Origin of the sequence: Ferrimicrobium sp., from assembly GCF_027364955.1 — a bacterium.
GTDB lineage: Bacteria > Actinomycetota > Acidimicrobiia > Acidimicrobiales > Acidimicrobiaceae > Ferrimicrobium.
Genome location: NZ_DAHXOI010000009.1, coordinates 42,488 through 67,397, shown reverse-complemented (window position 1 = coordinate 67,397; position 24,910 = coordinate 42,488). Strand labels below are relative to the sequence as shown.

General features: G+C 58.8%; 28 protein-coding genes. 7 read left to right on the top strand and 21 right to left on the bottom strand.

Annotated elements, in window-relative coordinates; translation table 11 throughout:
- Positions 1-235: 235 nt before the first annotated feature.
- From M7Q83_RS07860 to M7Q83_RS07765, 20 genes are all read right to left on the bottom strand, one after another.
- On the bottom strand, positions 236-1,054 hold the full coding sequence (locus M7Q83_RS07860) for a DivIVA domain-containing protein (protein WP_298337085.1): 819 nt from the start codon (positions 1,052-1,054) through the stop codon (positions 236-238).
- A gap of 94 nt (positions 1,055-1,148) precedes the next feature.
- On the bottom strand, positions 1,149-1,421 hold the full coding sequence (locus M7Q83_RS07855; protein WP_298337083.1) for a YggT family protein: 273 nt from the start codon (positions 1,419-1,421) through the stop codon (positions 1,149-1,151).
- Entirely contained in the window at positions 1,411-1,935 is a 525-nt protein-coding gene (locus M7Q83_RS07850) for a cell division protein SepF (protein ID WP_298337081.1), read from the bottom strand. The genes M7Q83_RS07855 and M7Q83_RS07850 overlap by 11 nt, the downstream gene beginning before the upstream one ends.
- A gap of 20 nt (positions 1,936-1,955) precedes the next feature.
- On the bottom strand, positions 1,956-2,633 hold the full coding sequence (locus tag M7Q83_RS07845) for an alanine racemase (protein WP_298337079.1): 678 nt from the start codon (positions 2,631-2,633) through the stop codon (positions 1,956-1,958).
- Complete coding sequence (locus tag M7Q83_RS07840; protein ID WP_298337078.1) at positions 2,633-3,226, bottom strand: polyphenol oxidase family protein; 594 nt, start codon at positions 3,224-3,226, stop codon at positions 2,633-2,635. The genes M7Q83_RS07845 and M7Q83_RS07840 overlap by 1 nt, the downstream gene beginning before the upstream one ends.
- Before the next feature lie 35 nt (positions 3,227-3,261).
- On the bottom strand, positions 3,262-4,362 hold the full coding sequence (gene ftsZ / locus M7Q83_RS07835) for a cell division protein FtsZ (protein ID WP_298337076.1): 1,101 nt from the start codon (positions 4,360-4,362) through the stop codon (positions 3,262-3,264).
- Positions 4,363-4,470: 108 nt separating this feature from the next.
- Positions 4,471-5,229, bottom strand: coding sequence for a hypothetical protein (locus M7Q83_RS07830; RefSeq protein ID WP_298337075.1), 759 nt, complete (start codon positions 5,227-5,229; stop codon positions 4,471-4,473).
- Between the two features lie 172 nt (positions 5,230-5,401).
- The gene (gene murB / locus M7Q83_RS07825; RefSeq protein ID WP_298337073.1) at positions 5,402-6,322 is read right to left on the bottom strand and encodes a UDP-N-acetylmuramate dehydrogenase; all 921 of its coding nucleotides are present in this window, start codon (positions 6,320-6,322) and stop codon (positions 5,402-5,404) included.
- A 4-nt stretch (positions 6,323-6,326) separates the two neighbouring features.
- On the bottom strand, positions 6,327-7,685 hold the full coding sequence (gene murC / locus M7Q83_RS07820) for a UDP-N-acetylmuramate--L-alanine ligase (RefSeq protein WP_298337070.1): 1,359 nt from the start codon (positions 7,683-7,685) through the stop codon (positions 6,327-6,329).
- On the bottom strand, positions 7,682-8,761 hold the full coding sequence (locus M7Q83_RS07815; RefSeq protein WP_298337068.1) for a UDP-N-acetylglucosamine--N-acetylmuramyl-(pentapeptide) pyrophosphoryl-undecaprenol N-acetylglucosamine transferase: 1,080 nt from the start codon (positions 8,759-8,761) through the stop codon (positions 7,682-7,684). The genes murC and M7Q83_RS07815 overlap by 4 nt, the downstream gene beginning before the upstream one ends.
- Positions 8,758-9,864, bottom strand: coding sequence for an FtsW/RodA/SpoVE family cell cycle protein (locus M7Q83_RS07810; RefSeq protein WP_298337066.1), 1,107 nt, complete (start codon positions 9,862-9,864; stop codon positions 8,758-8,760). The genes M7Q83_RS07815 and M7Q83_RS07810 overlap by 4 nt, the downstream gene beginning before the upstream one ends.
- Positions 9,865-9,937: 73 nt before the next feature.
- Entirely contained in the window at positions 9,938-11,266 is a 1,329-nt protein-coding gene (murD, locus tag M7Q83_RS07805; protein WP_298337064.1) for a UDP-N-acetylmuramoyl-L-alanine--D-glutamate ligase, read from the bottom strand.
- Positions 11,263-12,300 carry a phospho-N-acetylmuramoyl-pentapeptide-transferase gene (gene mraY / locus M7Q83_RS07800; protein ID WP_298337062.1) on the bottom strand — a complete coding sequence of 346 codons (1,038 nt, stop codon included), beginning with the start codon at positions 12,298-12,300 and terminating at the stop codon, positions 11,263-11,265. The genes murD and mraY overlap by 4 nt, the downstream gene beginning before the upstream one ends.
- The gene (locus M7Q83_RS07795) at positions 12,297-13,715 is read right to left on the bottom strand and encodes a UDP-N-acetylmuramoyl-L-alanyl-D-glutamate--2,6-diaminopimelate ligase (protein ID WP_298337060.1); all 1,419 of its coding nucleotides are present in this window, start codon (positions 13,713-13,715) and stop codon (positions 12,297-12,299) included. The genes mraY and M7Q83_RS07795 overlap by 4 nt, the downstream gene beginning before the upstream one ends.
- Before the next feature lie 86 nt (positions 13,716-13,801).
- A complete protein-coding gene (locus M7Q83_RS07790; protein ID WP_298337057.1) occupies positions 13,802-15,598 on the bottom strand; it encodes a penicillin-binding protein 2 in 1,797 nt (598 codons plus the stop codon).
- On the bottom strand, positions 15,588-16,037 hold the full coding sequence (gene ftsL / locus M7Q83_RS07785) for a cell division protein FtsL (protein WP_298337055.1): 450 nt from the start codon (positions 16,035-16,037) through the stop codon (positions 15,588-15,590). Before ftsL ends, M7Q83_RS07790 begins: the two co-directional genes overlap by 11 nt.
- Complete coding sequence (rsmH, locus tag M7Q83_RS07780) at positions 16,025-17,158, bottom strand: 16S rRNA (cytosine(1402)-N(4))-methyltransferase RsmH (RefSeq protein ID WP_298337053.1); 1,134 nt, start codon at positions 17,156-17,158, stop codon at positions 16,025-16,027. The genes ftsL and rsmH overlap by 13 nt, the downstream gene beginning before the upstream one ends.
- Positions 17,082-17,528: a hypothetical protein gene (locus tag M7Q83_RS07775; protein WP_298337051.1), complete on the bottom strand. Its 447-nt coding sequence runs from the start codon at positions 17,526-17,528 to the stop codon at positions 17,082-17,084. The genes rsmH and M7Q83_RS07775 overlap by 77 nt, the downstream gene beginning before the upstream one ends.
- 122 nt (positions 17,529-17,650) lie before the next feature.
- Complete coding sequence (locus M7Q83_RS07770; protein WP_298337049.1) at positions 17,651-18,331, bottom strand: hypothetical protein; 681 nt, start codon at positions 18,329-18,331, stop codon at positions 17,651-17,653.
- Positions 18,328-18,603 carry a DUF5522 domain-containing protein gene (locus M7Q83_RS07765; RefSeq protein WP_298337047.1) on the bottom strand — a complete coding sequence of 92 codons (276 nt, stop codon included), beginning with the start codon at positions 18,601-18,603 and terminating at the stop codon, positions 18,328-18,330. The genes M7Q83_RS07770 and M7Q83_RS07765 overlap by 4 nt, the downstream gene beginning before the upstream one ends.
- Before the next feature lie 179 nt (positions 18,604-18,782).
- On the opposite strand from M7Q83_RS07765, the gene M7Q83_RS07760 reads away from it, so the two are divergent.
- Positions 18,783-19,043 (top strand): Lrp/AsnC family transcriptional regulator, encoded by a 261-nt coding sequence (locus tag M7Q83_RS07760; protein ID WP_298337045.1) that lies wholly within the window; start codon positions 18,783-18,785, stop codon positions 19,041-19,043.
- 167 nt (positions 19,044-19,210) lie between these two features.
- Here the strand turns inward: M7Q83_RS07760 and M7Q83_RS07755 are convergent, their stop codons facing one another.
- A complete protein-coding gene (locus tag M7Q83_RS07755; RefSeq protein WP_298337043.1) occupies positions 19,211-19,822 on the bottom strand; it encodes a hypothetical protein in 612 nt (203 codons plus the stop codon).
- 200 nt (positions 19,823-20,022) lie between these two features.
- Here M7Q83_RS07755 and M7Q83_RS07750 point away from each other — a divergent pair, with 200 nt between their 5' ends.
- The 6 genes from M7Q83_RS07750 to M7Q83_RS07725 all read left to right on the top strand — a co-directional run bounded on the left by M7Q83_RS07750 (position 20,023) and on the right by M7Q83_RS07725 (position 24,853).
- Positions 20,023-20,925, top strand: a complete 903-nt coding sequence (locus M7Q83_RS07750; protein WP_298337041.1) for a GNAT family N-acetyltransferase — start codon at positions 20,023-20,025, stop codon at positions 20,923-20,925.
- A gap of 85 nt (positions 20,926-21,010) precedes the next feature.
- Positions 21,011-21,802 carry an SDR family oxidoreductase gene (locus M7Q83_RS07745; protein WP_298337039.1) on the top strand — a complete coding sequence of 264 codons (792 nt, stop codon included), beginning with the start codon at positions 21,011-21,013 and terminating at the stop codon, positions 21,800-21,802.
- Positions 21,803-21,972: 170 nt separating this feature from the next.
- Positions 21,973-22,608 carry a phosphatase PAP2 family protein gene (locus M7Q83_RS07740; protein WP_298337037.1) on the top strand — a complete coding sequence of 212 codons (636 nt, stop codon included), beginning with the start codon at positions 21,973-21,975 and terminating at the stop codon, positions 22,606-22,608.
- A gap of 314 nt (positions 22,609-22,922) precedes the next feature.
- The gene (locus tag M7Q83_RS07735; protein ID WP_298337036.1) at positions 22,923-23,147 is read left to right on the top strand and encodes a DUF2892 domain-containing protein; all 225 of its coding nucleotides are present in this window, start codon (positions 22,923-22,925) and stop codon (positions 23,145-23,147) included.
- A gap of 68 nt (positions 23,148-23,215) precedes the next feature.
- Positions 23,216-24,031, top strand: a complete 816-nt coding sequence (locus M7Q83_RS07730; protein ID WP_298337034.1) for a sigma-70 family RNA polymerase sigma factor — start codon at positions 23,216-23,218, stop codon at positions 24,029-24,031.
- 495 nt (positions 24,032-24,526) lie between these two features.
- Positions 24,527-24,853 (top strand): rhodanese-like domain-containing protein, encoded by a 327-nt coding sequence (locus M7Q83_RS07725; RefSeq protein ID WP_298337032.1) that lies wholly within the window; start codon positions 24,527-24,529, stop codon positions 24,851-24,853.
- Positions 24,854-24,910 lie beyond the last annotated feature (57 nt).

Sequence of the window (24,910 nt, the reverse complement as noted above, 5' to 3'; positions counted from 1 at the left end):
ACCGCCACCGGTCCTGACACCGCCGTACCGACTCAGCGAGATCGTCTACCGCTGTCGAGCCTCGACACTGCACCGGGGATCGAAGCCAACGGGGAATCGAAGCCAACGGGAAATCGTACCCAACTCGCACCGGGCAAGGACCAGATCAGGATCGAGTGGTGCCTAATTGCGACCAGTAGTGCTGCTACAGGACAGCCGAGCACCAGATCACGACGACCCGACCCATTGATCCGAATTAATCGTCTTGGCGCCAGAGCATGAAGGGTTCGTCGTCGGCAGCATCACCGCTCAAGTCATGACCGAACACGAACTCCTGAACGGGGTGCTGCTCCTCCGGTTGCGAAGGCACATCGGCAAGCTGATACCGCGTGCTATCTGCACCATTTTGGAGGTCCGCAACATTACGCACCTCTGCGACAGTTGCCGGTTCCTCAACTTCAGCATCATCGAACTCGCGTGGACGAAGGCCGCCTGGCGCCGCCGTCGTGGCGAGCGACTCACCAGTGGGAACCTCAGCGGCTCGCACCAACGATAACAAACCGCCGATCTCGTCAGTGATCCTTTGACGAACGGCACGGTCCCGGCTGACGATATTCGCTAACTGTTCCTGTCGTCGAGCAAACTCGCCCTCCAACTGTGTGAGCTCCTCCAGCAAGTTCTTGCGCCGTTCCTCTTCGATGAGTCTGGATGTGGTCCTCGCCTCACCCAAAATACGCTCTGCCTGGCGCTGTGCCTCTGCGCGAATCTCGCGCGCCTCGTTTTCCGCATCACTGCGAAGCTGGTCGGCTGCCTTCTGTGCTACAATCAGCGTCCTTTGAATGACGTCATCGCCAAACTCACCACCGGCAGGTACGCCACTACTCGTGACCGCAGGAGGATTTGCCTTGAGCCGTGCGAGCTCCTCTCGTGCCTGACTGAGTTGGGTCTCAAGTACCTCAACACCCTTGGCTACCTGCTCAAGAAACTCGTCCACATCCTCTTGGTGATAGCCTCTCATGCGCTCGCGAAACTCTACCTCGCGAATCTTTTGCGCATCGACTGCACTTGCGTCCACAGCACCCCTCCCTTACGAGCACTCACACCACCGCTCACCATCGGAACGAATCAGTGGCTGCTAGGTTATCTATCGATTGAAGTCAGCTTCGACCTTAGATCCGGCTGACTATTGGGATCAAAATCAACTCGATCAGCAAAATAACGATGAGAGGCGCGAAGTCGAAGCGAATCGAGCTACCCCCCACCGACGGAATCAACCTACGAATCGGATTTAATACCGGCTCCGATAGGCGGGTGAGCAAGAAACGGAAACGATCCATCGGCCCACCCGGGTTCGTAACCGGGAACCACGTCATGACCACATAGAGCACGATCACAATGACATAGAGCTCTAGTAGTTCGACGATGATCCCATTAAGACCCATGCAGGCCAACTCCCTTCGCTACCGTACGCTGACGCATGCGAAACATCTCCTCATCGGCCACCTCGACACGAGCCGGCGAGAGCAGATACACACTCGTACTTATCTCCTTCACTTTACCACCCAATGCGTAGGTAAGCCCTGAGGAGAAGTCGATAATTCGGCGACGCAGGTCACGATCCACACCCTCGAGATTAATAATCACCGGTTGATCAGATTTCATCCGATCGCCGATCTCCTGCACATCGGCGTATTTCGTGGGAAGCACGAGGTGGATCTTTGCTCGCTCTGGCTGCGGATTAAAGGGGCGAAGCACGGCGGCACGATGTTCTTGGGGATCCTCCCGAGGCTGCTCGGCCACGTTGGAGACACCGCCAGAGACCACCTGAACGCGGGGAGCCTGCTCGCGCCGTTCATAGACTGGTGGAACCGACCCTTCAAGATCGGTAACCTCTCCGTCCATCTCGTCGTCCTCAGTTATCCCTAGCCACGCAAGCGCACGCTTCAATCCCGGCATTTGTCCTCCTACCCCACTCGTTAACGCTCTATCGTAGCACGCTCTTGACCACGTGCCCCGAATAAAACACTACCTAACCGCACCATAGTAGCACCCTGAGCGACCGCCACCTGGTAATCGGCGGACATTCCCATAGAATATTCCCGAATTCCCAAATCTTGCCCGAGACGACGGACGCTCTCGAAGTATCGCCGAGTCTGTTCCTCCGTACCGGGGAGCGCCATACCCATCAAACCGATCACACGAACCTCGAGATCACGACCGAGTGCCAGCAATGATGCGACCTCGTCGACTTGGGCACCGTTGCGCCCCTCATGGTGCCCTGGAGGAGCGACCTGAATGAGTACGTCACCGCGATAATCGAGTTTGGCCAACCCCTCAAGTTCGGAGGGTCGCGAAATCGTCTCGATCACCGATGCATATTGACAAATGAGTTTGAGGCGTCGCCGCTGAATAGCACCCAGATAATGCCAGCGGGGCCGAAGGCCAAGACGCTCAGCTTGGACTGCCTTCGACGCCAACTCCTCCGCGTAATTTTCACCAACATCGGTCAAGCCAGCATCGAGCGCGCTCACTACCGCTTCGACTGGATGGGTCTTGGTCACCGCAACGATCCGAACCGCATCCGAACCGCCATGACGCCGTATCTCGTCTCTCACCGCAGCCAAGCGTTCCCCAACCTGCTCGTAGGCGGGCATCAGTGGCCACCAGCGCCGACGTAGGTCATTTGACGCTCACCAGTACCATCGCGACGATAGGAGTGGTACGCATCATTACAGAATGTACAGTGACCGACTGAATGCACCTCTCGAACACGCTGCTGCACAAGGAGACCCGACAGGGCTGACTCGAGTGAGAGATTATCTCCCACAAAACTCGACTCGCCGAAACGGTGAGCGACCACGTAACGCTCGGGTCCACGGAATTCGTAACAGCAAGATCGAATATGGGGGCCGATCACCGCTACGAGGCCATCACCACCAAGGTGCGCGAGGCCCGCCTCGACGACTCCAGCGGCCAACCCTCTCCACCCGACATGGAGGGCAACGGCATCACCCTTACGGTTGGCCACCACGAGTGGGAGACAGTCTGCCGTCCGGATGGCGGCCAGAGCATGGTGTCCAGCAGGAACATAGATTCCATCCGCCTCAACGGCCCCAGGTTCGCCCAGGGTGTCGTCGATGGCCACCACTCTTGCACTGTGAACCTGTTGCAGTTGCGCCAGTGGACCACCACCACCGATCAACGCGAGGGCCTCAGAGGGGACATCCATGCGATCGGTGAACGCCACTCTCACGCCACTCTCACGGAGCGAGAGCGCGATCATCAGCGGAGAAAGAAGGGTACGTCGCCGTCGTCTGGATCCTCCGGATCCGTGTTGACTTCAGTCGGCACTGGCTCTTGGGGTACCACCGGTACGCCAAAATCAAGTTCTTCACTAGGAGGTGGAGGCGTAACCCGAAGCTTTGGCGTATCCTCTCCCCAGACGTCGAAGCCAGCAGCGATGACCGTCACTTTGACCTCGTCCTCCATGGACTCATCGATCACACTACCGACGATGATGAGGGCATCGCTTGAGGCAGCATTTTGGATGATATTGGCGGCCTCATTCAACTCGAAAATACCGAGATCAGTGCCGCCAGCGACGTTCAGCAGGATACCTTGCGCACCATCGATCGAGGTCTCAAAGAGCGGCGAGGTGATCGCATTGCGCGCAGCCGTCGTCGCGCGGTTCTCACCACTGGCGATACCAATACCCATGATGGCCGTGCCCGCAGAGGCCATGATGGCCCGCACGTCGGCAAAGTCGGTGTTGATGACACCCGGAGTCGTGATGAGATCGGTAATCCCCTTGACTCCTGACAACAAGATATCATCAGCCATCCGGAAAGCTGCGATCATTGAGGTCTTCTCATTTGCGATCGTCAAGAGCCGATCATTTGGTATCACGATCAGCGTGTCGACATGCTCACGCAGGCGCTCAATACCCTCGTCAGCCTGGGTCGCTCGGCGCTTACCCTCAAAGCCAAAGGGTCGTGTGACCACACCGATCGTGAGCGCGCCAATCCCTCTAGCGATCTCCGCAACGACCGGGGCACCACCGGTCCCTGTGCCACCACCCTCGCCGGCGGTGATAAAGACCATGTCAGCACCGGTGAGTGCCTCCTGGATCTCATCCTTATGTTCCTGAGCTGCCGAGCGCCCAATATCAGGGTTCGAACCTGCACCGAGCCCACGGGTGAGCTGGCGTCCAATATCGAGCCGAATATCAGCGTCGCTCATCAACAATGCCTGCGCGTCGGTGTTGATCGCGATGAACTCAACACCCTTGAGACCAGCCTCAATCATCCGATTCACGGCATTGCCGCCGCCACCACCGACACCGACGACTTTGATCACGGCGATGTAATTCTGCGCGTCACTCATCTCGCGTCCCACCTCCGCTGCACCTTGGCTCGAACCACCACACGGCCTCCAATTACATAAAATTCGGGCAGCTCGTCGCATAACCCTCTGCGCTACCTCTGAATTTGACTAGCCTACACGATCGTTGAAGAGAACCGCTGGACTATTTGGGTTAATCACGTCGACAACTGCCCCCGGTGCGGCGAAGAGCCCACAAGCGCTCACCTCCGCGAGGGCATGAAGACCTCGCCCCAGCAAACATTCGACAGAATCACCCAACCGTAATACAATTCCGGATCCATGCAGCGCAAAGACCGCCGTCGTTTGACCACCCAACGAGGGAAGGTGCTCGGACTCGATGGCCGCTACCACCGTAGCCAATCGCAGCGGTATCTCATCACCGACTTGGGGCCTCCACGGACAGCTCACTGACAGCGTGCGCAGAACGAGCGGACATAAAGAGATCGAACGTCCCGGTCTTGGGGAGTGCGCCAAGATGACGATACCCGCACTGGTCACCCCATACCCGTCTCCGAGATAGCCCTCGGGAAGCCGACTGGAGAGTTCTACCTCCAAGGAAGAGGGCCAACGGATGGCCCATGCGCGGAGACGGACCTCTCCATGGAGGCTGTTCCGGAGCATGAGGCCAGTGTCGACATCGTGGGTCGATACCGACCAGACATGGTGGCCGCCCAATCGTTCGCTTAGCTGTTCGACCGCCGCCTGGCGTTCGGTTTCGGTGCCACCTAGAACGGTCACCGAGCGAATGCGTAGAACCGGTCCTGCGTAGAGCCAGCCAGCGCCCACCACGACTACAAACACCACGACCGCCACTACCATCGATCTCCAGGGCCGTGCTGGCTGGCGAACACCTTGAGGTTTGGGCATGGGTGTACCTACCACCTCGCGGCCAGTGCCAGGTAGGGTGCCCATCCATGTCGTTGGTGATCTCCACTGCGATGTGCGAGATAAAGGTGGCGTAACACGTGCAATCGAGCCTCTCGTTTGACCTGATTGTCTCTGCGATCGCTGCCTCCTGTCACGCGGTTCCCTTTCGGTCTTATGAAAACCCGACGAGTCTGACCTCTGAGCGCAACTCAATACCCGTCCGGCGTTCCACTTGCTCACGAACAACTTGCATCAAATGGAAGACGTCATCAGCCGATCCTTGCGGATCAGCTTGAATAAAATTTGCATGTTTGGCCGATACCGCCGCGCTCCGGTATCGATACCCCTTGAGACCGCTCTCTTCGATCAAGACCGCCGCCGGGGAGCGCTCCGGATTCACAAAGACCGAGCCAGCGTTCTGCCCTCCTGGTTGATGGGCACGACGCCAGGCGACGATGTCACTCAACTGGCCGGCAAGTTCGTGGGGATCACCAGCTTCAAATGCAAAGCGTGCGGCGATGACGACCTGGCTCGCACCCACTGCCGAGGAACGATACTCCAGCTCCAAGGCAGCGGTGGAGTGCCACGTGGGGGGCGCATCGGCCGTAAGATCGACAAGGAGTGCCGACTGTAACGTTTCCGCTAGGACATGGCCGTGGCCACCAGCATTCATCCGCACTGCACCCCCTACGCTACCTGGCACACCAACCGCCCAGGTGAACCCATCGAGCCCAAGCTTGGCGATCCTACGCGCCATGACAGGAAGCGGGGAGGCTCCGCCGAGCTCGACCTGGCTGTCATGGGTTTGCAACCAGGAGAACCCAGCCCCTAATGTAATGAGCAAACCAGGAAAGCCTCCGTCAGCCACGAGAACATTCGAACCACGGCCGAGCACAAAGAGAGGAATGTTCGCCACGCCCTGCGACAGGATGTCACGGAGACGCTCAAGCTCTTCAACTGAGGCGACCTCTACGCCAGCAGCGGCCGCGCCGCCGACCCGATAGGTCGTTCTCGCCCCGAAAGGAGCTTGTTCAAGAACAAAAAATCCACCAGCCCTCAGCTGATCGATCGTCCGTGCGAGCCCTTCGGCCACCGCGCTACCACACATCCGCGAGTTCGGTATCGAGCATGGTGATATCACCAGCACCCAAGGTCAAACAGACGTCATCCGGTTCGAGCAGACCACGCACGACGAGGGCGAGCTCATGCCGAGAGGCGCAGTAATGGGCTCGATCTCCAAGTACCCGGCGGGCCGCCTCATAGACCGCCTCACCACTGACGCCTGGGATAGGGTCCTCCCCTGCGGCATAGACATCGGTGACCACCGCGACATCGGCTCCCGCCAACGCCTCACCGAGCTCCTCAGCCATGGCCTGCGTCCGTGAATACCGATGCGGTTGGAAGACAGCCACCACCCGCCGTGCTCCGAGCTGTCGGGCCGCTGCGAGCGTCGAGACCAACTCACTCGGCAGATGCGCATAGTCATCGATTATCCGCACGGAGTCGAGGACACGACGGTGTTGGAAACGACGCGAAACACCGAGGTAACGACTGAGTGAAGGGGCGATCTCGGCCAGTGTCACGCCCATGGCCGCGACGGCCGCGATCGCCGCAGTGGCATTCAAAATGTTGTGTAGTCCCAGGACCGAGAGTTCGACACTGCCAAGCCGTCGCTTGTGTTCGAAGACCTCGAAGGCAGTTGACATCGGAGACATCGAGACGTTCTTGATCTGGTACATCGCCGACTCCGAAAATCCATAACTGCGACACTCCATCTGCGCGGCAAGTGCAGCCAGAAACGGATCCTCCACACAGAGCACCGGAGGAAGCTGCGATCGACGAGCAAAACGAACGAACGCCTCCTGCAGGTGATCGAAGTCGCCATAAAACTCTAAGTGATCGGGCTCAATATTGGTGATCACGCTCAAAGCAGGATCGAGTTTTAAGAAGGTACCATCACTCTCGTCGGCCTCTACCACCATCAACGCAGAAGAACCATAGTGCCCTGAAGCGCCAGCCTCGTTGAGTTCAGCACCGATCACATAGCTCGGACTGTACCCGGCTTGGGCGAGGGAGAGGCCAATCATGGAGGTAGTGGTCGTCTTGCCATGGGTTCCAGAGATCGCGATCACCTCTCGCCCTTGCGTGAGCGCCACGAGCAGCTCGGCTCGGGAAGCTATCGGTATGCCAAGTGCCACACTCGTAGCGAGCTCGACATTACTCGCAGCGATGGCACTCGAGTAGGCGACGAGTTGTGCACCCTGGACATGTAAACGGTCATGGCCAAGGAACACCGTAGCGCCGAGTAGGCGGAGCCGTTCCATCACCGCCGACTCCTTGAGATCCGAGCCGGTCACGGAGTAGCCGGCCTCGAGCAACAACGAGGCAAGCGCACTCATGCCAGCTCCACCAACACCGACGATATGGACCCGTTGTACACCATCAAGGAGACTCATTGTCTCACCATCTCCTCCCACATCAGCCGTGCAGCCTCCGGATGGGCGAGCGTCTTAGCGGCTGTTGCCATACGAAGTCGCCGCGGCTCATCCTCGACAAGTCCCCGAATCGCCTTGGCCAACTCCGATCCCGTTAGCTCATCATCTTCGATGATCATGGAGGCACCCGCACGGGCAAAGACAGCGGCATTGCGCCGTTGATGATCATTGGGCGAGTTCGGCAATGGCACCAAGATCGAGGCGCACCCGAACAGAGCGACCTCGGTCAGCGTACTCGCCCCCGCACGAGCGACGACAAGGTCAGCTGCCATCAGATAGCGATACAACTCAGGGTCCCATCCAAGCGCGTGGTAGCGGGGGTTACGCACGTGCGATTCCGCTTGACTCAGTCCATTCTTCGCACCCATGCTATGAACCACCTTAACACGGCTCAGGTCGACGAGTTCTTCCGCGGCCGCCACCGCAGCGATATTGACGCTTCGAGCGCCGAGGGAACCAGAGGTGACTACCACCACCAGATCGTCGACCCCAAAACCCAAGGAGGCACGTACACCCTCTCTATCGGTAAGTTCGGTGACCTCACGACGGGGAGGGTTGCCCACCACCGCAGCCCGTCGAAGCCACGCTTTTGGCAGCGGTACCGGCCAGGCAAGAAAGATGCCGGCTGACCAGAGGCCAACGAGACGGTTCGATCTCGTCAGCGCAGCATTCTGTTCGAGTAGATAGGATCGAGCGCCGCGTGTACGCGCGAGGAGTGAGACCAGTGGCGTATGGAAGCCACCAAAACTGATCACGATCTCCGGTCGAGGCAAGGAACGAAGAAGCGAGAGGTTTGCCGAGATGGCCTTACTATTGGTCATCAGCGCCGCAGCGATGTGGCGGAGCCCTCGGGGCAGCCCAGTCCCGCTGACCCGCACAACAGCGATGTCAAGACCAGCCGTCACCTCATAGTCGACCTTGCGATCCGTGGTGATGAGGATCGGATGCACCTCATCATCGAAGGCCTCGATCATGGAGAGGCCGGCATGGATATGGCCAGCGGTTCCACCAGCCACCACCCAAACCACTCGGCTCACGCGATCTTCCTTCGACGCAGGACTCCACTGACGATGCCCAAGGCCGCGAGCGTCACCACCGTCGAGGAGCCTCCCGCAGAGATCAGTGGGAGAGGAACGCCCGTCACCGGCAACAAGCCGATCACTGCCCCGATGTTGAGTGTCGTCTGTACCATCAACCAGACAGCGATCAAGAAGATGACCGCGCGCTCCGCAGGATCTGTGACGTGCTCCGACAGTTGGAACATCACGATCACCAAGGCAACAATACACAACAGAATGACGACCGAACCCAATAGCCCAAAATCCTGGCCCACCACCGCAAAGATAAAGTCAGTTTGGGCATTGGGCACATACCCCCAGTTTGCTAAGCCTGTACCCAATCCGGTTCCAAGGAGATGACCTGACGCGAACGAGTTGAGGGCCTGGACCTCTTGGTAGGAGTAACTCGCTCGATATCTCCACGGGTGCAAAAAGGAGAGCAGCCGCAATCGACGATAGGTGCTCGAAAAGGCGCCAATGATTCCGATGAAGACCGAGCCACCCGTCACGACCGTCAAGGCGCGACCCCGTACGCCACCGACATAGAGTGCTCCAAGGCCGAGGGAGAAGACGATCATCGCGGTGCCCATGTCCGGCTCGAGAAAAATCACCCCCGCCATCAGGGCTGTGACGACGATGACGGGCCCAACCAGCTGGGTGGGACGACGGCTGGTGACAAGACGAGCCAGAAAGAGTACGAGGGCGAGCTTGGCAAACTCTGACGGCTGCACCTGAATCGGACCAAACTGAAACCATCGATCCGCGCCTCCGACACTACGGCCAACACCAGGAAGCATCACCGCCAGCAACATCGCGGCCGCACCCAACAAGATGAGTGGTGCGAGCTTCAACCAGACCCGTAACGGCACCGCCGCCATGACGACAAAGGCCAATCCTCCGATCACCAGCCAAAGGAGCTCATGGGCGATCAAGGAGGTCACGGAGGCATGCGCGGCGATAGTGGCGACATAGGCTGCGGCCACCTCGAGGATGGCCCCAGCTGTCAACAGGATGAGCACGAGCCAGTAAAACGCGGCCCGCAGTCGAATCTTGTCGACGGCACTGCGCAGGTAGGTCGTCACCGCTTCCCCCTCTCCCTTTGTTGGCCTAGCTCTTTGCCTGGCTCTTGGGCACAAAACTCCTCCTGGCGACACATCACGCCGACACCCCATTCGACGGGAACGCCCCAGCCGCCAACTCTCTCACCGCAGCCTTGAAATCGCGTCCGCGTACGGCGTAGCTGTCATACCAGTCGAAGGAGGCCGCACCAGGTGCCAGCAACACCACATCTCCTGCCTGGGCCTTGGTGGTCGCCAAGGCAACCGCTTCGCGCATCGAGGTCGCCATGGTTGTGGGGACATCGTGGGCACGAAAAAGCTCACCGATCTCGGGCCCGCATTCGCCGATGGTGATGCAGTGGCCCACCCGGTCCGCCACGGCGGCCATCGGCTCGAAGGAGAGGCCCTTGCCCCGTCCTCCAGCGATGAGAATGACGTGAGTAAAGGAGCTGATCCCAGCCGCAGCCGCGACCGGCGTGGTGGCTTTGGAGTCATTGACCCAGAGAATACCGTTCCACTCGCCTACGAGTTCTTGTCGGTGTTCGAGCCCCCGGAACTCCTCTAAGACCGCGCGCACTCGCTCCGGATCAGCACCCGCCGCATCGGCGGTAGCCCATGCCGTCAAGGCATTGGCGACACCGATCGGGCCACCCCGCCCGAGCGATGCGAGCGAGGTCAGCACCACCTCATCTGGACCAACCAGGTTGCCCTTGGCGACGTGATAATCAGCCGGTCCCTCCATCGAGAAGGTCCTACGTGCAACGCCCTCGGGAAGCAGGGTCGCCTCAACCACCGGGTCATCAGCGTTGAGAATCGCCACTCCTGTGCGAGGGAGCTGTGCAAAAAGCTTCGCTTTGGCGAGCCGATAGGCCTCCAGCGTGCCGTGCCAATCGAGATGATCAGGAGTGAAGTTCGTCCACGTAGCGGACGCTGGTGCAAGCGTCGGTGCCCAGGTGAGCTGGAACGAGCTCGCCTCGACTACGTATCGTGTCGCACCCGAGCATGCCACCGCTGCGAAGGAGACTCCAGCGTTCCCACACAGTGTTGCCTCTGACCCGAGCATCATCTGCGTCAAGGTCGCCACCGTCGTCTTGCCGTTGGTGCCGGTGATGGCGGAGACCGGTGCATCCGCAAGCAGCCAACCGAGTTCAAGTTCGCCGATCACCCGGTTCGCAAGGGGTTCGAGCCCAAGCCGTTCCGGCGAGATTCCAGGACTCACCACCACGAGGTCCCATGTCTCACTGCGTAGCTCAGCGATCGTCCCACTGTGTTCGAACCTCTGCTCCCCAAGTGATGCTGCTTCTCTGAGTCTCGCCTTATCCTCAGCCAACGAAAGCCGCGCTCCCCGATCCGCAAGGGCCTTTGCAGCGCCGAGCCCACTGACACCAAAGCCAACGACCAGTACCCGAGCCCCAGCTAGGTTCATCGTCCAAAACTTCCGAGCGAGAGGAAGTCGGCATAGAAGGCCCCTACCGCGATCGCCGTCACCACACCAGCAAAGATCCAGAGCCGAATCAGAACGGTCGTCTCTGGCCAACCATAGAGTTCAAAGTGATGATGGATAGGGGCCATCTTGAGGATTCGCCGATGAAAAACGCGGAAGGAAAAGACCTGCGCGATGACGCTGAGTGTCTCGACGACAAAGAGGCCACCGAGGAGTAAAAGCAGCAGATCAAGCCGTAGCACGAGTGCAAAGGCCCCAAGACCGCTGCCGATAGCGAGCGAGCCCACATCACCCATAAAAATCTTGGCTGGCGGAGCATTCCACCAGAGAAAACCGAGAATTGCGCCGACAAAACACATCGCCAAGACTGCTAAGTCAAGCGCATCATGAACACCATAGGCGACGACATGGCGGAACATCCAGTAGGAGATCAGCGCGAGGGCAGCAAAGGCGAAGATACTCGCTCCCGCAGCAAGACCATCGAGACCATCCGTCAAATTAACGGCGTTGGAGGTACCCACAATGACCAAGACGGCAAAGATACACCACCCCACCGTGCCGAGACCGATACTGAGGCTCCCCAGCCGGACAAACGAGATAGCCGTCGGGACATGGGCCCAGAAGTGCGCCAGCAGCGCAAAGGCAATGGCAATCAGCACTTGGCTGCCAAACTTCGCCGTCTTGGTCAGGCCAAGGCTACGGCGATTGCGAACCTTGAGTAGGTCATCGATCAACCCAATAATCCCGGAGAAGATGGTGACGCCGACGACAAGGACTCCAGAGCGAGAAAAACTCACTCCGAGATGGATGTGCACAAGCAGATAGCTCAGCACGATGGCGATGAGAATAGCGATGCCACCCATCGTCGGCGTACCTGCCTTCACGAGATGTCGACTCGGTCCATCCTCGCGGATCTGCTGGCCAACGCCGCGCGAACGCTGCCGATCGATCAGGATTGGGGTGACAAAGATAGCGATGATGAGCGCGAGTCCGCTGCCGGTGAGAATAGGGATCAACGTTCACCATCCCGCAACTCGAGCACCGCCCGTAACGCCTCATCGTAGTCATCAAAGTCATAACTCGCTGATCCAATGCGTTGGCTGCGCTCATGTCCCTTGCCGGCGATGACCAAGACGTCCTCGTCACAGAGTTCATCCACCGCGGTACGAATCGCCAACCGACGATCGAGAATGATCCGCGGCTTTGTGGCAGCGACCCATCCTGCCGCGATGTCGTCAGCGATGGTTTGGGGGTCCTCTGAGCGAGGGTTATCGCTCGTGATAATCACGACATCAGCAAGACGTTCCGCGGTCGAGCCCATGAGTGGTCGTTTCCCGTGGTCGCGCTCCCCGCCGGCACCAAAAACCACCATGAGTCTACCGGCACGGCCAAGCGACAGCCGTGCCGCCGTTAACACCTGTTCCAACGCTCCTGGCGAGTGGGCGTAGTCGATAAAGATCGATCCATGGCGACTGGGGACACGTTCGAGTCGACCCCGAGGTGCCTGGACCTCTCGAGCCACCTCCACCAAGTCATGGAGCTCGAACCCGAGGGTCTCTAAGGCGATCAACGCCATGTGGAGATTCACCAGGTTATGGTGCCCGATCAGCGGTGCAGCAAAGCGATGACCGCGTAGATCGAAGCTCAAGCCATAAGGACCAAGGGTGATCTGGCTCAACTCAGCATCGGAGACACCGACGACAGGTATCTCGGCCCTCTCGAGCAAACGCTGTCCCCACGTGTCATCGGCGTTGATCACCCCAAGTTTGGCATAGCTTGGGTGAAAGAGCGAAGCCTTGGCCGCGAAGTACTCCTCCATCGATGGGTGAAAGTCAAGATGGTCTTGGCTCAGGTTGGTAAACATAGCGACCTCAACGTTGAGGTACCGGACCCGGTCCATGGAGAGCGCAATCGAGGAGATCTCCATCGCCGCGTAGCTTCTCCCCTCTGCGACGAAGGTGGCGAGCCGGCGGGCGATCTCGGGGGCCTCCGGTGTCGTGAGACGTCCCCACAATGTCCCCATCGTGCCTACCCCATAGCCGAGAAGACTGAGCATCTCCGAGACGAGCGAGACCGTGGTGGTCTTACCGTTGGTACCGGTCACACCGACAACCTTGAGTCGTTTCGAGGGCTCTCCATAGACAAGCTGACTCGCCAGCGCGACACAATCGCGCACGCGAGCAGGCTCGACGACAATCTGTGGTAGCGCCGTCTCCAGCACCGGCTCGGTCACCAGCAGCGCCATGGCACCCTGGTGTTCGGCCTGGCGCACAAAGACGCGTGGGTCCACGTGGGCACCCGGCACCACGGCGAAGATATCTCCAGCGTTCACAAGTCGGTGATCCATGGCGATGCCGGTTGCCGTCGCACCCTCTCGACCTTGCCCTATCAGCTGTGCATGAAGCTGACGAGTCAATTCGCCCAACGTCATCGCGGCATGCCTCGTCTCACCCACTCCTCCACCCCAACCCGGACCATGAACATAACTATGGTACAGGCCTCGAGTGCTCGTAATAGTCACTCACGCGACCTTGGGGAAGAAGACTTCGGTAGCTTCGGTAGCAATGCGGAGTCAACACCACCCGTAGGGGTGACCCCATAACGGGCGAGTGCGTACCGCATGATCTGGCTAAAGACTGGTGCGGCCGTCATGCCACCATAGATCGGAACCGGTTGGTCCAACATGACCACCGCACTCAAAACGGGGTGCTGGGCTGGTACCATTCCGACGAACGTACCCCAGTACGCACCCATCTGATAGCCCGCCTGGGTATGCAAGGGCTTCTGTGAGGTTCCAGTTTTGCCAGCCACTACATACCCGGGAATGCTTGCGTCCGGTGCCGTCGCATTGGCCCCTGTCACTCCGGACAAGAGATGGATCATCTCCTCATCGATGGTCTTTGGGACAATTCGGCGCGGATTCGGTGAGGACATCGGAAGGAGATGACCGTTGGCACCCACGGTGCCAAGCACGAGCTTTGGTGTCACCATGACGCCACCGTTGGCGATGGCATTATATGAGTCAAGGACTTGCAGTGGCGTCACCAACTGATCCTGCCCGATAGGGGTCGAACCAATGGCAGTTGGTGACCACTGACTCACCGGTTTGAGATAACCCTGCGTCTCCCCTGGGAACGCAAGTCCAGTTGGCTCTCCCCAACCAAAGCGTTCAAAGGAGGCCAAGAGGCGAGTGGGGCCGAGGCGCCGAGCAATCTCAATGGTACCGACGTTCGAGCTTTGCGCCAGAATCTGGCGCATCGAGAGCACCTCAGTGGGATGCGGCTCTGCGTCATGAAAGATTGAACCATCGATGTTGAGTTGGCCCGGCACCACCTCAGTCGAGGTTGGGGTGATCAGGTGGTCCTGGAGAGCGGCGGTGAAGGTCGCGATCTTGGCCACTGATCCGGGTTCGTACGCGTAGTCCACCGCTTGATTGATCCAACTTTGGGTCGGGAGGGCGCGGGTGACGTCGACTGGTTGGGCTCCGTTGGCTAACGGTTGGGCTCCAGGTAGCGGTGGGGCGGTGAGAGAGACCATCGCCAAGATCTGACCGGTAGCGACATCCATCACCACAGCGGTCCCACCGATGGCATTCGTCTTTTGGATCTCGCCCGCAACAGCCTGCTCTGCGTATGCCTGCAGCCCGGGGTCGATCGTCAACTCCAGGTTCTTGCCTTGCACTGGCGCCTGCCGCTTGACGATCGCATCCGGCAGTGGAAGATTGCCAGCAGCCGTCCGTTCGACCTCATAACCATTTTTGCCAGCGAGCAGCTTCTGATACTGGTACTCCAGCCCAAAGAGACCATTATCATTGGCCCCCACCCTTCCGATGACTGGCTCTGCTAGCGCGCCCGCCGGATAGTAGCGAGCCTGACCTGGTGTGACGTTGATCCCCGGGAGCTCACCATTGAGTGCCATCGACTCTATGGTTGCACCAACCGATTGGGTCACCAACTGGGCTACCACGGAGTAACCTCCCTTCACAGTAAGCGCACCCTCAACCTGGGTCGCCGGCAGCGCCAGGAGTTTTGCCAACGTCGCAGCTTCAGGAGCAGGATCTTTGATCAAGAACGGGTCAGCGATGATGGTATCGCGCAGCTCCGACATCGCCAGCACCTCGCCATTGCGTCCGAGGATCGACCCTCGAAGACCGGGAAGCGTCACCGTGGTCTCTGCCTCTTGCACGGCGAGGTTCGTATAGCTCGGCGAGGCGAGCAAGGTCACACGCAACAGCTGCACCACCAACGCAAGCGTCACGATACCGCACACCAACAACGTTACGCGAGTACGCCGTGTTCTCCTTTTAGTTGCCACTCAACACCTCCCCCGCTGGGAGTGGAAGGCTTGGGTTCGTCGCCTCTGACTGAGGCAGGGGAACCGCGTGCTTGGTGCTCGTACCGGAAACGACCTCAACGGAGTTCGGTAGCGTCAGATGGAGATGGGCACTCGCATAACTCATGATGCGCTCTGGTGATGAGAGTTGCGCTACTTCGAGTTGGAGATCGCTCTGCGTGCGCTGGGCATGGGTAATCTCTGTCTGGAGCTGTCCAACCGACGACTCCTCTAACTCGATCGCGATGCGTGCGAGCACCACCATCCCCATCAACGCAATGGCGATCAGATAGATCACGATGTTGCGTAGCGTGTGCGACTTGGCCACTCGCCGGGTCGGCGCAACTAGTACTAGTTCAGGCCGTTGGCGACGTGGTCGTTCTCTCGGCGGGCTCTGTGGAAGTGCAACTACCCGTGCCATGAGGGGACCTGCTCCCAGTAACGTTTGATCGCCTCAGTGATGTCGTCGGCACTACGTCGCAGTACCCGCAGCCGGGCGCTCCGCGAACGGGGATTATGGGTGAGCTCCTCCTCGGAGGGAACGATAGCGTGTCGGGTAAGGCGGGTACCAACCGGCCGAGCCCCACAGGTACAACCGACTCGGGGTGGACAGAGACAACCCCCTGTCTCAACAAGACGCGCAAAGCGCTTGACCAATCGGTCCTCACCCGAGTGATAGCTGATTACCTGCAGCACACCGCCGGAGTCAAGTAGGGAGAACGCGGCCGGCAGGAAGTGGACAAGCTCCTCCTCCTCCTGGTTGACACGGATGCGTAGCGCTTGAAAGACCTTGGTGGCTGGATGCAGACGACCACCTCGGAGTCGCGCTGGCGTTGCCGTCGCAATCACCTCGGCCAACTGACCGGTGGTGGCGGGCAATTGATCCTTGAGCGCATCGGCGTATCGCCTCGCCAGCGATCCAACGCCGTTCGCTCGCAACACATCGACGAGATCCTGTGGTGCTACCGTGGCTACGTACTGTGCCACCGTCATCGAACCGCTGTCTTGGTCCATTCGCATGTCGAGTGGTGCATCAAATCGAAAGGAAAACCCACGGTTTGGATCATCGAGTTGCATCGACGACACTCCGAGGTCAGCCAGGACGCCAGCCACACGAGTGATCGGCGCCGTCGCGGCCGCTAGGTCACCAAACCTTCCATGGACAAGTCGAACGCGATCACCATAGGGTGCCAACCGCTCTTGTGAGCGAGCCAATGCTTGTCGATCGCGGTCGACGCCGACCACATGGGTCCAGGGGAGATCATCAAGCATTCGTTGCGTATGACCGCCGAGGCCAACGGTTGCGTCGACGATCGTGACAGAGGTACTCACACGCTCGCTAAATCCCTCAACGACACGGGCTGCGAGCACTGGGGCGTGTGCGAAAGGGCTCCCCCACAGCGCTGTAGCTGCGTCGTCAGTCTGGCCAGGTGAACCATCGAAGGGCTCAGCTGCCTTATGTGCGCTACTCACCGAGAGCGCTTTCTTGATACTCGTTCCACCGGAGCGGATCCCACAGCTCAACGGTTCCAAACGCCCCATTGACCAGAACCTCGTGATCGAGGCCCGCAAGTGTCCGCAACGGCTGCGGCAAACCAATGCGACCGAGGCGGTCAATCTCAATATCAAAAGCTTGACGGCTCCAAACACGCAGCCGACGACGCTCGGGAGACTCATCCCAACTCTGTGGTGGTACCGCATTCACGAAGCTATCAAAGTCTTCGACCGTCCAGATGACGATGCATGCATCACCGTACTGCGACGGTGTCGCATAACATCGATCAGAGAAGCTAGTGCGAAAGCGAGCGGGCAGTGTCAAACGACCCTTGAGATCAAGAGAGTGGGTGTAGCCACCGAAAAACTTCGCCTTTACCTCACCTGTCTGCCACACCGAACGGACTGTCCTCTCCACTACCAACCAATGGGCCCCACTTTACCCCACAATTACCCACTGGCACCCGAAATTTCGGCACGAAAGGGTCAAAACATGACTATTTCTTACCCGAAAGCGGTTATGTGCGTACTGATGTACGACTAAAGCGTAGTGATGGCCCGAACAAGCTGATCTTGCAGGTTTTGCCGCGAAACGCTAACTAACGGTGATAGGCCAGCCACTCGAAGTGGTTGATCCAGCATTTGATCGCCTACGAGCAGATCGCGGAGAGCGCCTTGGTGCTCCCACCACAACAGCGAAAGTTGGAAACACGCTTGGCCGCGGGAACGCCGTTGTGCCAATCCAAGCACCTTGGCACCCTCAACAGTGACCTCGCCAAAGCCGAGATCGCCAAAACAGATCAAGCGCCCAAGATCAGTGCGTGGCTGGCGCTCCTCGACAACCTCCGCTCTAAGCCCAAGACCGCGAAGAACACCAGCTACTACAGCTCCTAACCAAAGAAAAGAGGCACCAAGGTCCCAAGGCACGAGCGGGTCGTCGAGTCGTAGATACAGCATGAGCCAGATTTGGGATCCGGGTTCGACCAGTACCGCCCCACCACCACTGCCGCGGCGCACCACCGTGAGACCGTCTCGCCTGGCTCGCTCGAGATCAAAAGCATGAGAAGCGGTCGACGAACCAAGAACCAATGCACGGTCAATAGGTTCGCCAATCCGACAAAGCCGCTCCTCATGGCCAAGGACCGGCCAGGCATCGTGGAGCCCAGCCGTGCTCAACGAGACCGCCTCCGTACGCCATCGAGCCGGCCGATCGGTCCTCACTCGTCCACGATTCCAGGGATCACCAACCGGCGACCACCGACATAGGGACAGTGTCGACAGCCAAGACTGCAGCAGATTCCTTGATCTAATAGGGTGGTGGAGCAGAGGACAGTAGCACCGGTTGCCGGATCACGATAGGAATCACGAGCATCGTCGACGGCGTCTCGATGCAGGGTCAACCTGAGACGCGCCAGCGGATCGTCATAGTCGAAGCGACGTTCAGAGGGAAAATAACGCCTCCTTTGCTCCCACTCATCTTGGGACCCTTCCATAGTTGCAGAACCTTCTACCTACCGTCCCTTGCGACACCAACCAACCATCGCAAAGGCGAACGACCATGACCTATGCCGACGCACAAACACTCTGGGAGCTGAAGTTGCCCATGAGCGCCACGCATCGCCTTCCGACTACGGTAGTCTAGTCCCAGGGACCAGAGCAGGCAAGGAGAAGTGTGGAGGCCTACGTCTTAATCCAGACAGAGATCGGAGCGGTAGGGAAAGTACTGCCAGCCATACGGTCATTGCCCTTGGTCACCCGCGCTGATGATGTCACCGGGCCGTACGACATCATCGCGTTGCTGCAGGCAGAGACGCTCCCAGAGATCGGTAGTGAGGTTGTCGAGGGCATTCAGGTCATTGAAGGCGTGACGCGCACGCTCACCTGCCCCGTCGGCCATCTGCAGCTTGAGATGCTCCTTCCCCGTCCCTCGTAGGTTCCGTTGCGCGGGTCAGTCAGCTCCTCCTAGCGTGAGTTCCCCTGACGAACCGGCGAGCGCGAACTTGCCGCCGCAATCTCGATGGAACGGATGTAGCCCTCGTCGACTTCGGCGTGTTGGTTGCCCATCAGCATGATCACACCGAGCCTTGGCAACAACGACCGCTACAGCGTGGCAATCGCTATCTTGGTCAATCGCTTCGGAACAGCGGCTTGCCCATAGACCGGGTTCTCTAAATAAAGCGTTTGCGGTGTGGCAATAACGGTCGCCATCGCTACGTTCTTGGTGGCCGCCAAGACGACAGCAGTCAGTACACCCGGCGGAGCATAGCGCCCGATGACAAGACGAGTGAAGCCATCGGTCATCTGACACGACGCCGCAACAATCGCAGTCGCCCCCTGACGAGTCTCCAAAAACCCGACTCTAATATGCTCCACATCACCAGTCCAGGCCTCCACCGTGTTACATAGATGCCGTGCAGCGGGCTTGATCCATGATCCCGTACCGAAATGAACGACCGCCGTGCGACCATTTGGACCAAAGTCGACGATTGGCGCGGTACCAAACTGGAGTTCACTCGGCCGGAGGACGACCTCCTTGGCGCCAAGCGCTTGCGCCTGAGAGAACTGATGGAGCTCAAGTGGGATCGAAAGGATGAGAAGCGCCCCAAAGGCGAGCATCCCCCACTTCACCCATCTGCCTCGGTGGGCCTGACGCCTCTCAAAGCGTTCTTCACCAGAACGCCTCCGACGTGGAACCGGCTGATCCATAGCCAATGGCACTCCTTGATTCGCTTAGAGGATCCCAATGGGACATGAGCCCGTGCGTTCACCTTAGTCGACCTCGGCGAGCATCGCTTGGATCCGCACTCAGCCCACCACTGGCTCACCTTTGTTCGTTATTTCGCCGATCCAGGCTCGAGCATGTCGAGAACTGGAATGCAAGATCCGATAGCATCAGCCCTAGAATGGTACGAGTGGAGCGAGACTTTCCCCTGGAACCAGCCAGTCTTCACCACACCGGATGGGATCTCCTCGGCCAACACCTTACTGAACTCCTCGGGACGTGGCCCCCCACCGAAGATTTCCAGATTGTGCCAACACCTCGTCGCCGCGAACCGATGTGGGATGGCTCAATCAGAGCACTGTTGGGCATCGTCTCCCCTACCGCTGGGACTCTCATCTCCATCGACCCGATCATCAACGCCGTCCCCATCGCCACCGCGATCGCCGACGGCCCGGCACCAGGCGACCGAGATCAGAGGGGGCCGCACGATCCTCGTCGATCAATCCGACACAGTTCGTCGAACGAACCGCTCTCTCCCAACGCTGAGCACCTGCATTCCCAGGTCGATGGTGGGCACCAAGCAAGCCCCTCTGATGTCGTAGGTCATCTTGTGGATCGTCTCGGAATCGAAGAAGATCATTGCTTCATGGCATACTTTCGCTTTGCATTCCATGCACCAAACCTGGGAAGACCTGGCGTCTGGGTACCGGCAGACAGCAGTCAGATCCCTGAGTGGCTTCACCCCTTTGGGGGCAAGGTGCTGGTGGCATACGGTCAAGACGGTCGTGTCGTGGCAGGAGTTGGGCTCAAACACCATGATCGCTTTGCCCGAGAACTCGCTGTCGTAACCGAACCAGAGGCGAGAGGTCGTGGTCTGGCCAAAGCGTTGGTTGCCCAGGCGGCTGAATGCGTACTGGAGGACGGGATGCTTCCTACCTACCTTCACGCCTCAAGTAACCTCGCATCCGCACGGGTCGCCGAAGCCAGCGGATTCATGGACCGTGGTTGGCGGATGGTAGGACTCACTCCCGCAGGCGAGGCACAACTGCGCGCCCGATCGCTTGCCACCACAACGCACGAATCGAGCGATTGACCTCCGAATCCTTGAGCAACCCGGTGCGACCAGAACGCTGTGCTTGAGCGACCAGCCTCCCAATCGCTGCGCTAGCATCGTCTACATGGAGACACTACGAGGACGAACAGCGATGGTCACTGGTGCATCGAGTGGCATCGGAGCCGCGATGGCCAAAGCCTTACTCGAGCAGGGAGCTCGTGTCGCCGTCTGTGCCCGTGGCGGGACTCGGCTCACAACTACCGTTCGGCACTTCGCATCCTCGGGCTTCGATGTCTTGCCGGTCGAGATGGACGTGCGCGACGGCGATGAGGTCGCGGGAGCCGTCGCGAAGGTCTACGAGCACTTCGGCGAACTCGATGTACTCGTCAACAACGCAGGCATCGGGATGCGGACCGTCAACCCTCGCTTTTTCGAGGAGCCACTGCCATTCTGGGAGGTGCCGGTGGAGGGTTTTCAAGCAGTGATCGCTACGAACCTCACTGGCTACTTCCTCGTCGCCCGCGCTGTTGCTCCGAAAATGGTAGCTCGTGGCTCCGGTAAGATCATCATGATCTCCATGAACCGTGAGACGATGGTACGCCAGGGATTTGTGCCCTACGGCCCGTCCCGTGCCGGATCTGAAGCACTCGCCGAGATCATGGCCAAGGATCTCGATGGTACCGGAGTCACCGTGAACACGCTTTTACCCGGAGGGGTGACCGTAACGGGCATGATTCCCGAGGACTCGCCCGAGGAGCTTCGCAACCAGGCGCTTCCACCTGAGATTATGGGCCCACCGATCGTCTTTCTTGCCTCCGATGCGTCTCATGGCATCAACGGAGAGCGTGTCGTTGCCATTGATTTCGATTCATGGAGAACCGCCAGACAGGTCGCCAAAGGTCGGCCCACGCCTTAAGTCGCGAAACAGACAACTGCCTGCCGATCTCCGGTTCCCCTCAGACGGCGCTCATCGTCTGCAGTTCATTGCGGCGCGCCGCCCAACGACACCGCACAGGGTAAACATTCGGTTACCAATCGCTAAACTTCCGTCATCGGAACGGCAGCAGCGTGTTGTTGGGAGGCAGAATGCCTGAGATCGTCAAACTAAACCGTCAGCTCTACCTCGATGTCAACCACTTTGCTATCGCAACCCCATGGGCACATGGATTCATGGCTGGGTACGCGCACCTGATCGGCATTGGTCTCCTCGCACTCTTGCTTCTCGCAGCTTGGTGGCGTGCACGCTCCCGTCCTAACCCAGAACGAAGCGTCGCGAGGGTGCTGTGGGCGGCAGGTGGCACCATCATCGCCGAAGGTATCTCGCACGATGTTTTGAAACCATTGATTGCCGAGCGGCGCCCCTACCTTACCCTTGCCCATGTCGAGGTGCTACTTACCCGCACCAATGGTTTCAGTTTCCCGAGTGGACACGCAACGATTGCTGGTGCAGTCATTGTGGGCCTTTGGCTCAGCCGTGATCGGCTCATGACGTTGTTGGCGATTGTAGTTGGGGTGTTCCTCGCCTTTGGCAGGGTCTACGTGGGGATGCACTATCCCGGCGACGTCGTGGCCGGACTCATCTTTGGAGGTCTTCTTGTCTGGATTTTGTCACCACTCGGCGTGTGGGTCTTGAGCAAGATTACCAGGGTGATTCATCAATCCTCCGCGACTAGTTGGCTCGTCGCGAGTTCCACCGGTGCCCATGTGCAGGCATCCTCGTAAATTTCGACCGCTTGGTAGTACCTCAAAAGCGCGTGCCATAGGATTGACCGTTGACACCCATGCGTTGTTCGTGCTCAGTCGAAACTGGGCAACCATAGCTGAATAGTCGCAGTTGAGCAATCATATCGCCATCTTTCCTCTCCGCAGGTAACGGACCATCCCCGGCTTTGGCGGCGACACTCACCGATCAAGCCCACCAGGCTCTCGTCAGAAGTAGTGTCAGCTGTCGAGTTCTTGGCGCATCTCGCACGCATTTGTATCCTTTTTTGGGGCTCATCCGTCTATAGAGTACGAACTTCAAAAGGGAGAATATCATGAAGAAGACCGTTGGAACCACAGACCGTATCGTTCGAATCGTCATCGCAGCCGCCGCTATCGTCCTTGCTTTCGTTGTCGGGGCCAGTAGCGCTTGGGGCATCATCCTCTTTATCGTGGCAGCCGTGATGGTCGTCACGGGATCGACCTCCTATTGCCCGCTCTATAGCATGGCCAAGATCAGCACCCGCGATGACAGCAAGAAGCACCACATCGGTCGATAGGCACGACATTCCAGGGCCGCTGGAACCGAATGCGCGAGCGTGTTTCGATCAGGCGTAGTCTTTGCTAGATGAATACCGATGACGATCAGAAGGTTCCCGAACTAGATTTTGGGGACCTTCTCTCGCTAGAGATCCCGGGTCTCTATCGTTATGCCTACTCACTGATCGGCCGACCAGCAGAGGCCGAGGATGTCGTTGGCGAAACGCTGATTCGCGCCTTGGAACGCCAAACCCAGTTTCACAACCAGACACCCTTGCGGAGCTGGCTTCACCAGATCCTGCGGAATATCGCGATCGATCGTAGCCGGCATCAGTCGCATGAAAACTTGGTTGAAGAGGTGGAGTCCACCTGGAATGACGAACGTTATCGAGTGGACGCCGAGATGATTTTGGAACGGCTGGAGCTGAGAGGCGAACTACAGGAGGCCCTCTTTCATCTGCCCGTCAAATACCGAGAGGTCGTCGTGCTTCACGATGCGGAGGGGTGGTCCTCACCCGAAATCGCAGCCATGCTAGGAGCCGGGCTACCCGCCATCAAACAACGACTCCGCCGCGGTCGCATGATGCTCGTGACAAGTCTCGCCAAAGGAGCAGAACGAAGAGTGGCAAATCGAAATGTGGTGATGAGTTGTGCGGATGCGCGTTACCAAGTATCCGATTACATCGACGGTGATCTCCCGGCAGAACAGGCCTCCCTCCTTGAGGCACACCTTGCCTCCTGCGCTACCTGTCCAAGTCTGTACACCTCCTTGGTCGGCGTCACCGCATCACTTGGATCTTTGCGCGATCCCAACACTGTCGTCCCAACCGACCTCGCCAAACGCATCACGATGAAGTTGGCCACCGAACATCACAGTCATGGCGAACCAGCATCCCCCACGTAGCCGGCACCAGCGGATTGCTCTTGTGCTCCAGGCCCTATCACCCATCGCCAGCCCCAATGACATCCGATACGCAACAGCCGCCACCTGATGAAAGCGAACTTCTTGACGCCGGCCATGCCACGTACTGATCGAGTCCAACCATGACATCGCCCCTCTAGGTACCAATAGCTGCGGAGCGCCGGAGATGTGCAACAACTCCAACTAGTCATCCACGCACCGTCTCAATCTCCAACCTACACATAGCAACCGGCTGATGAGAGTATCCCGTCACGCGCACCCCCGTCACGATATCAGATATGGATGTTCTTCTATCTCGAAATGACGGAGACATCAAAGCCGTTCAGAATTCATCATCTCTATCTTGAACTGGTCGTTCACAAATAACAGCCAGCCACTCCGCGACCGATCACCGGCACCCATTTCATCACCAACGCACGCAGACCCGGTAGAATGAAGATACCCCAATAGGTATGAAACACACGAAGGAGGAGTCCATTGGACCTCGAGATTCAAATTCACGAATTCGAAGCTATGCACGGCGATGAGATGGAGATCATCGATGTCCGTGAGGAGTGGGAGTATGCGGCTGGCCACGTACCAGGGGCGGTCAACGTACCACTCTCCAGCCTGGCCGACAACCTTGATGCCATCCCAAATACTCGCCACTACGTCATCTGCGCCTCGGGCGGCAGAAGTCTACGGGCTGCGGAGGCGCTACGAAGTGCTGGCTACGAGTCGGTTTCGGTAGCAGGAGGCACCATCGCTTGGATCAATCGCGGCAATGAGGTGGTCGTCGATGACGACGAGGAGCAGTCAGCCTAGGCGGCAAGCCACGGGCTTCGTCATCATTCCCCGCCTGGTGGGAGCAACGAAGAAAAG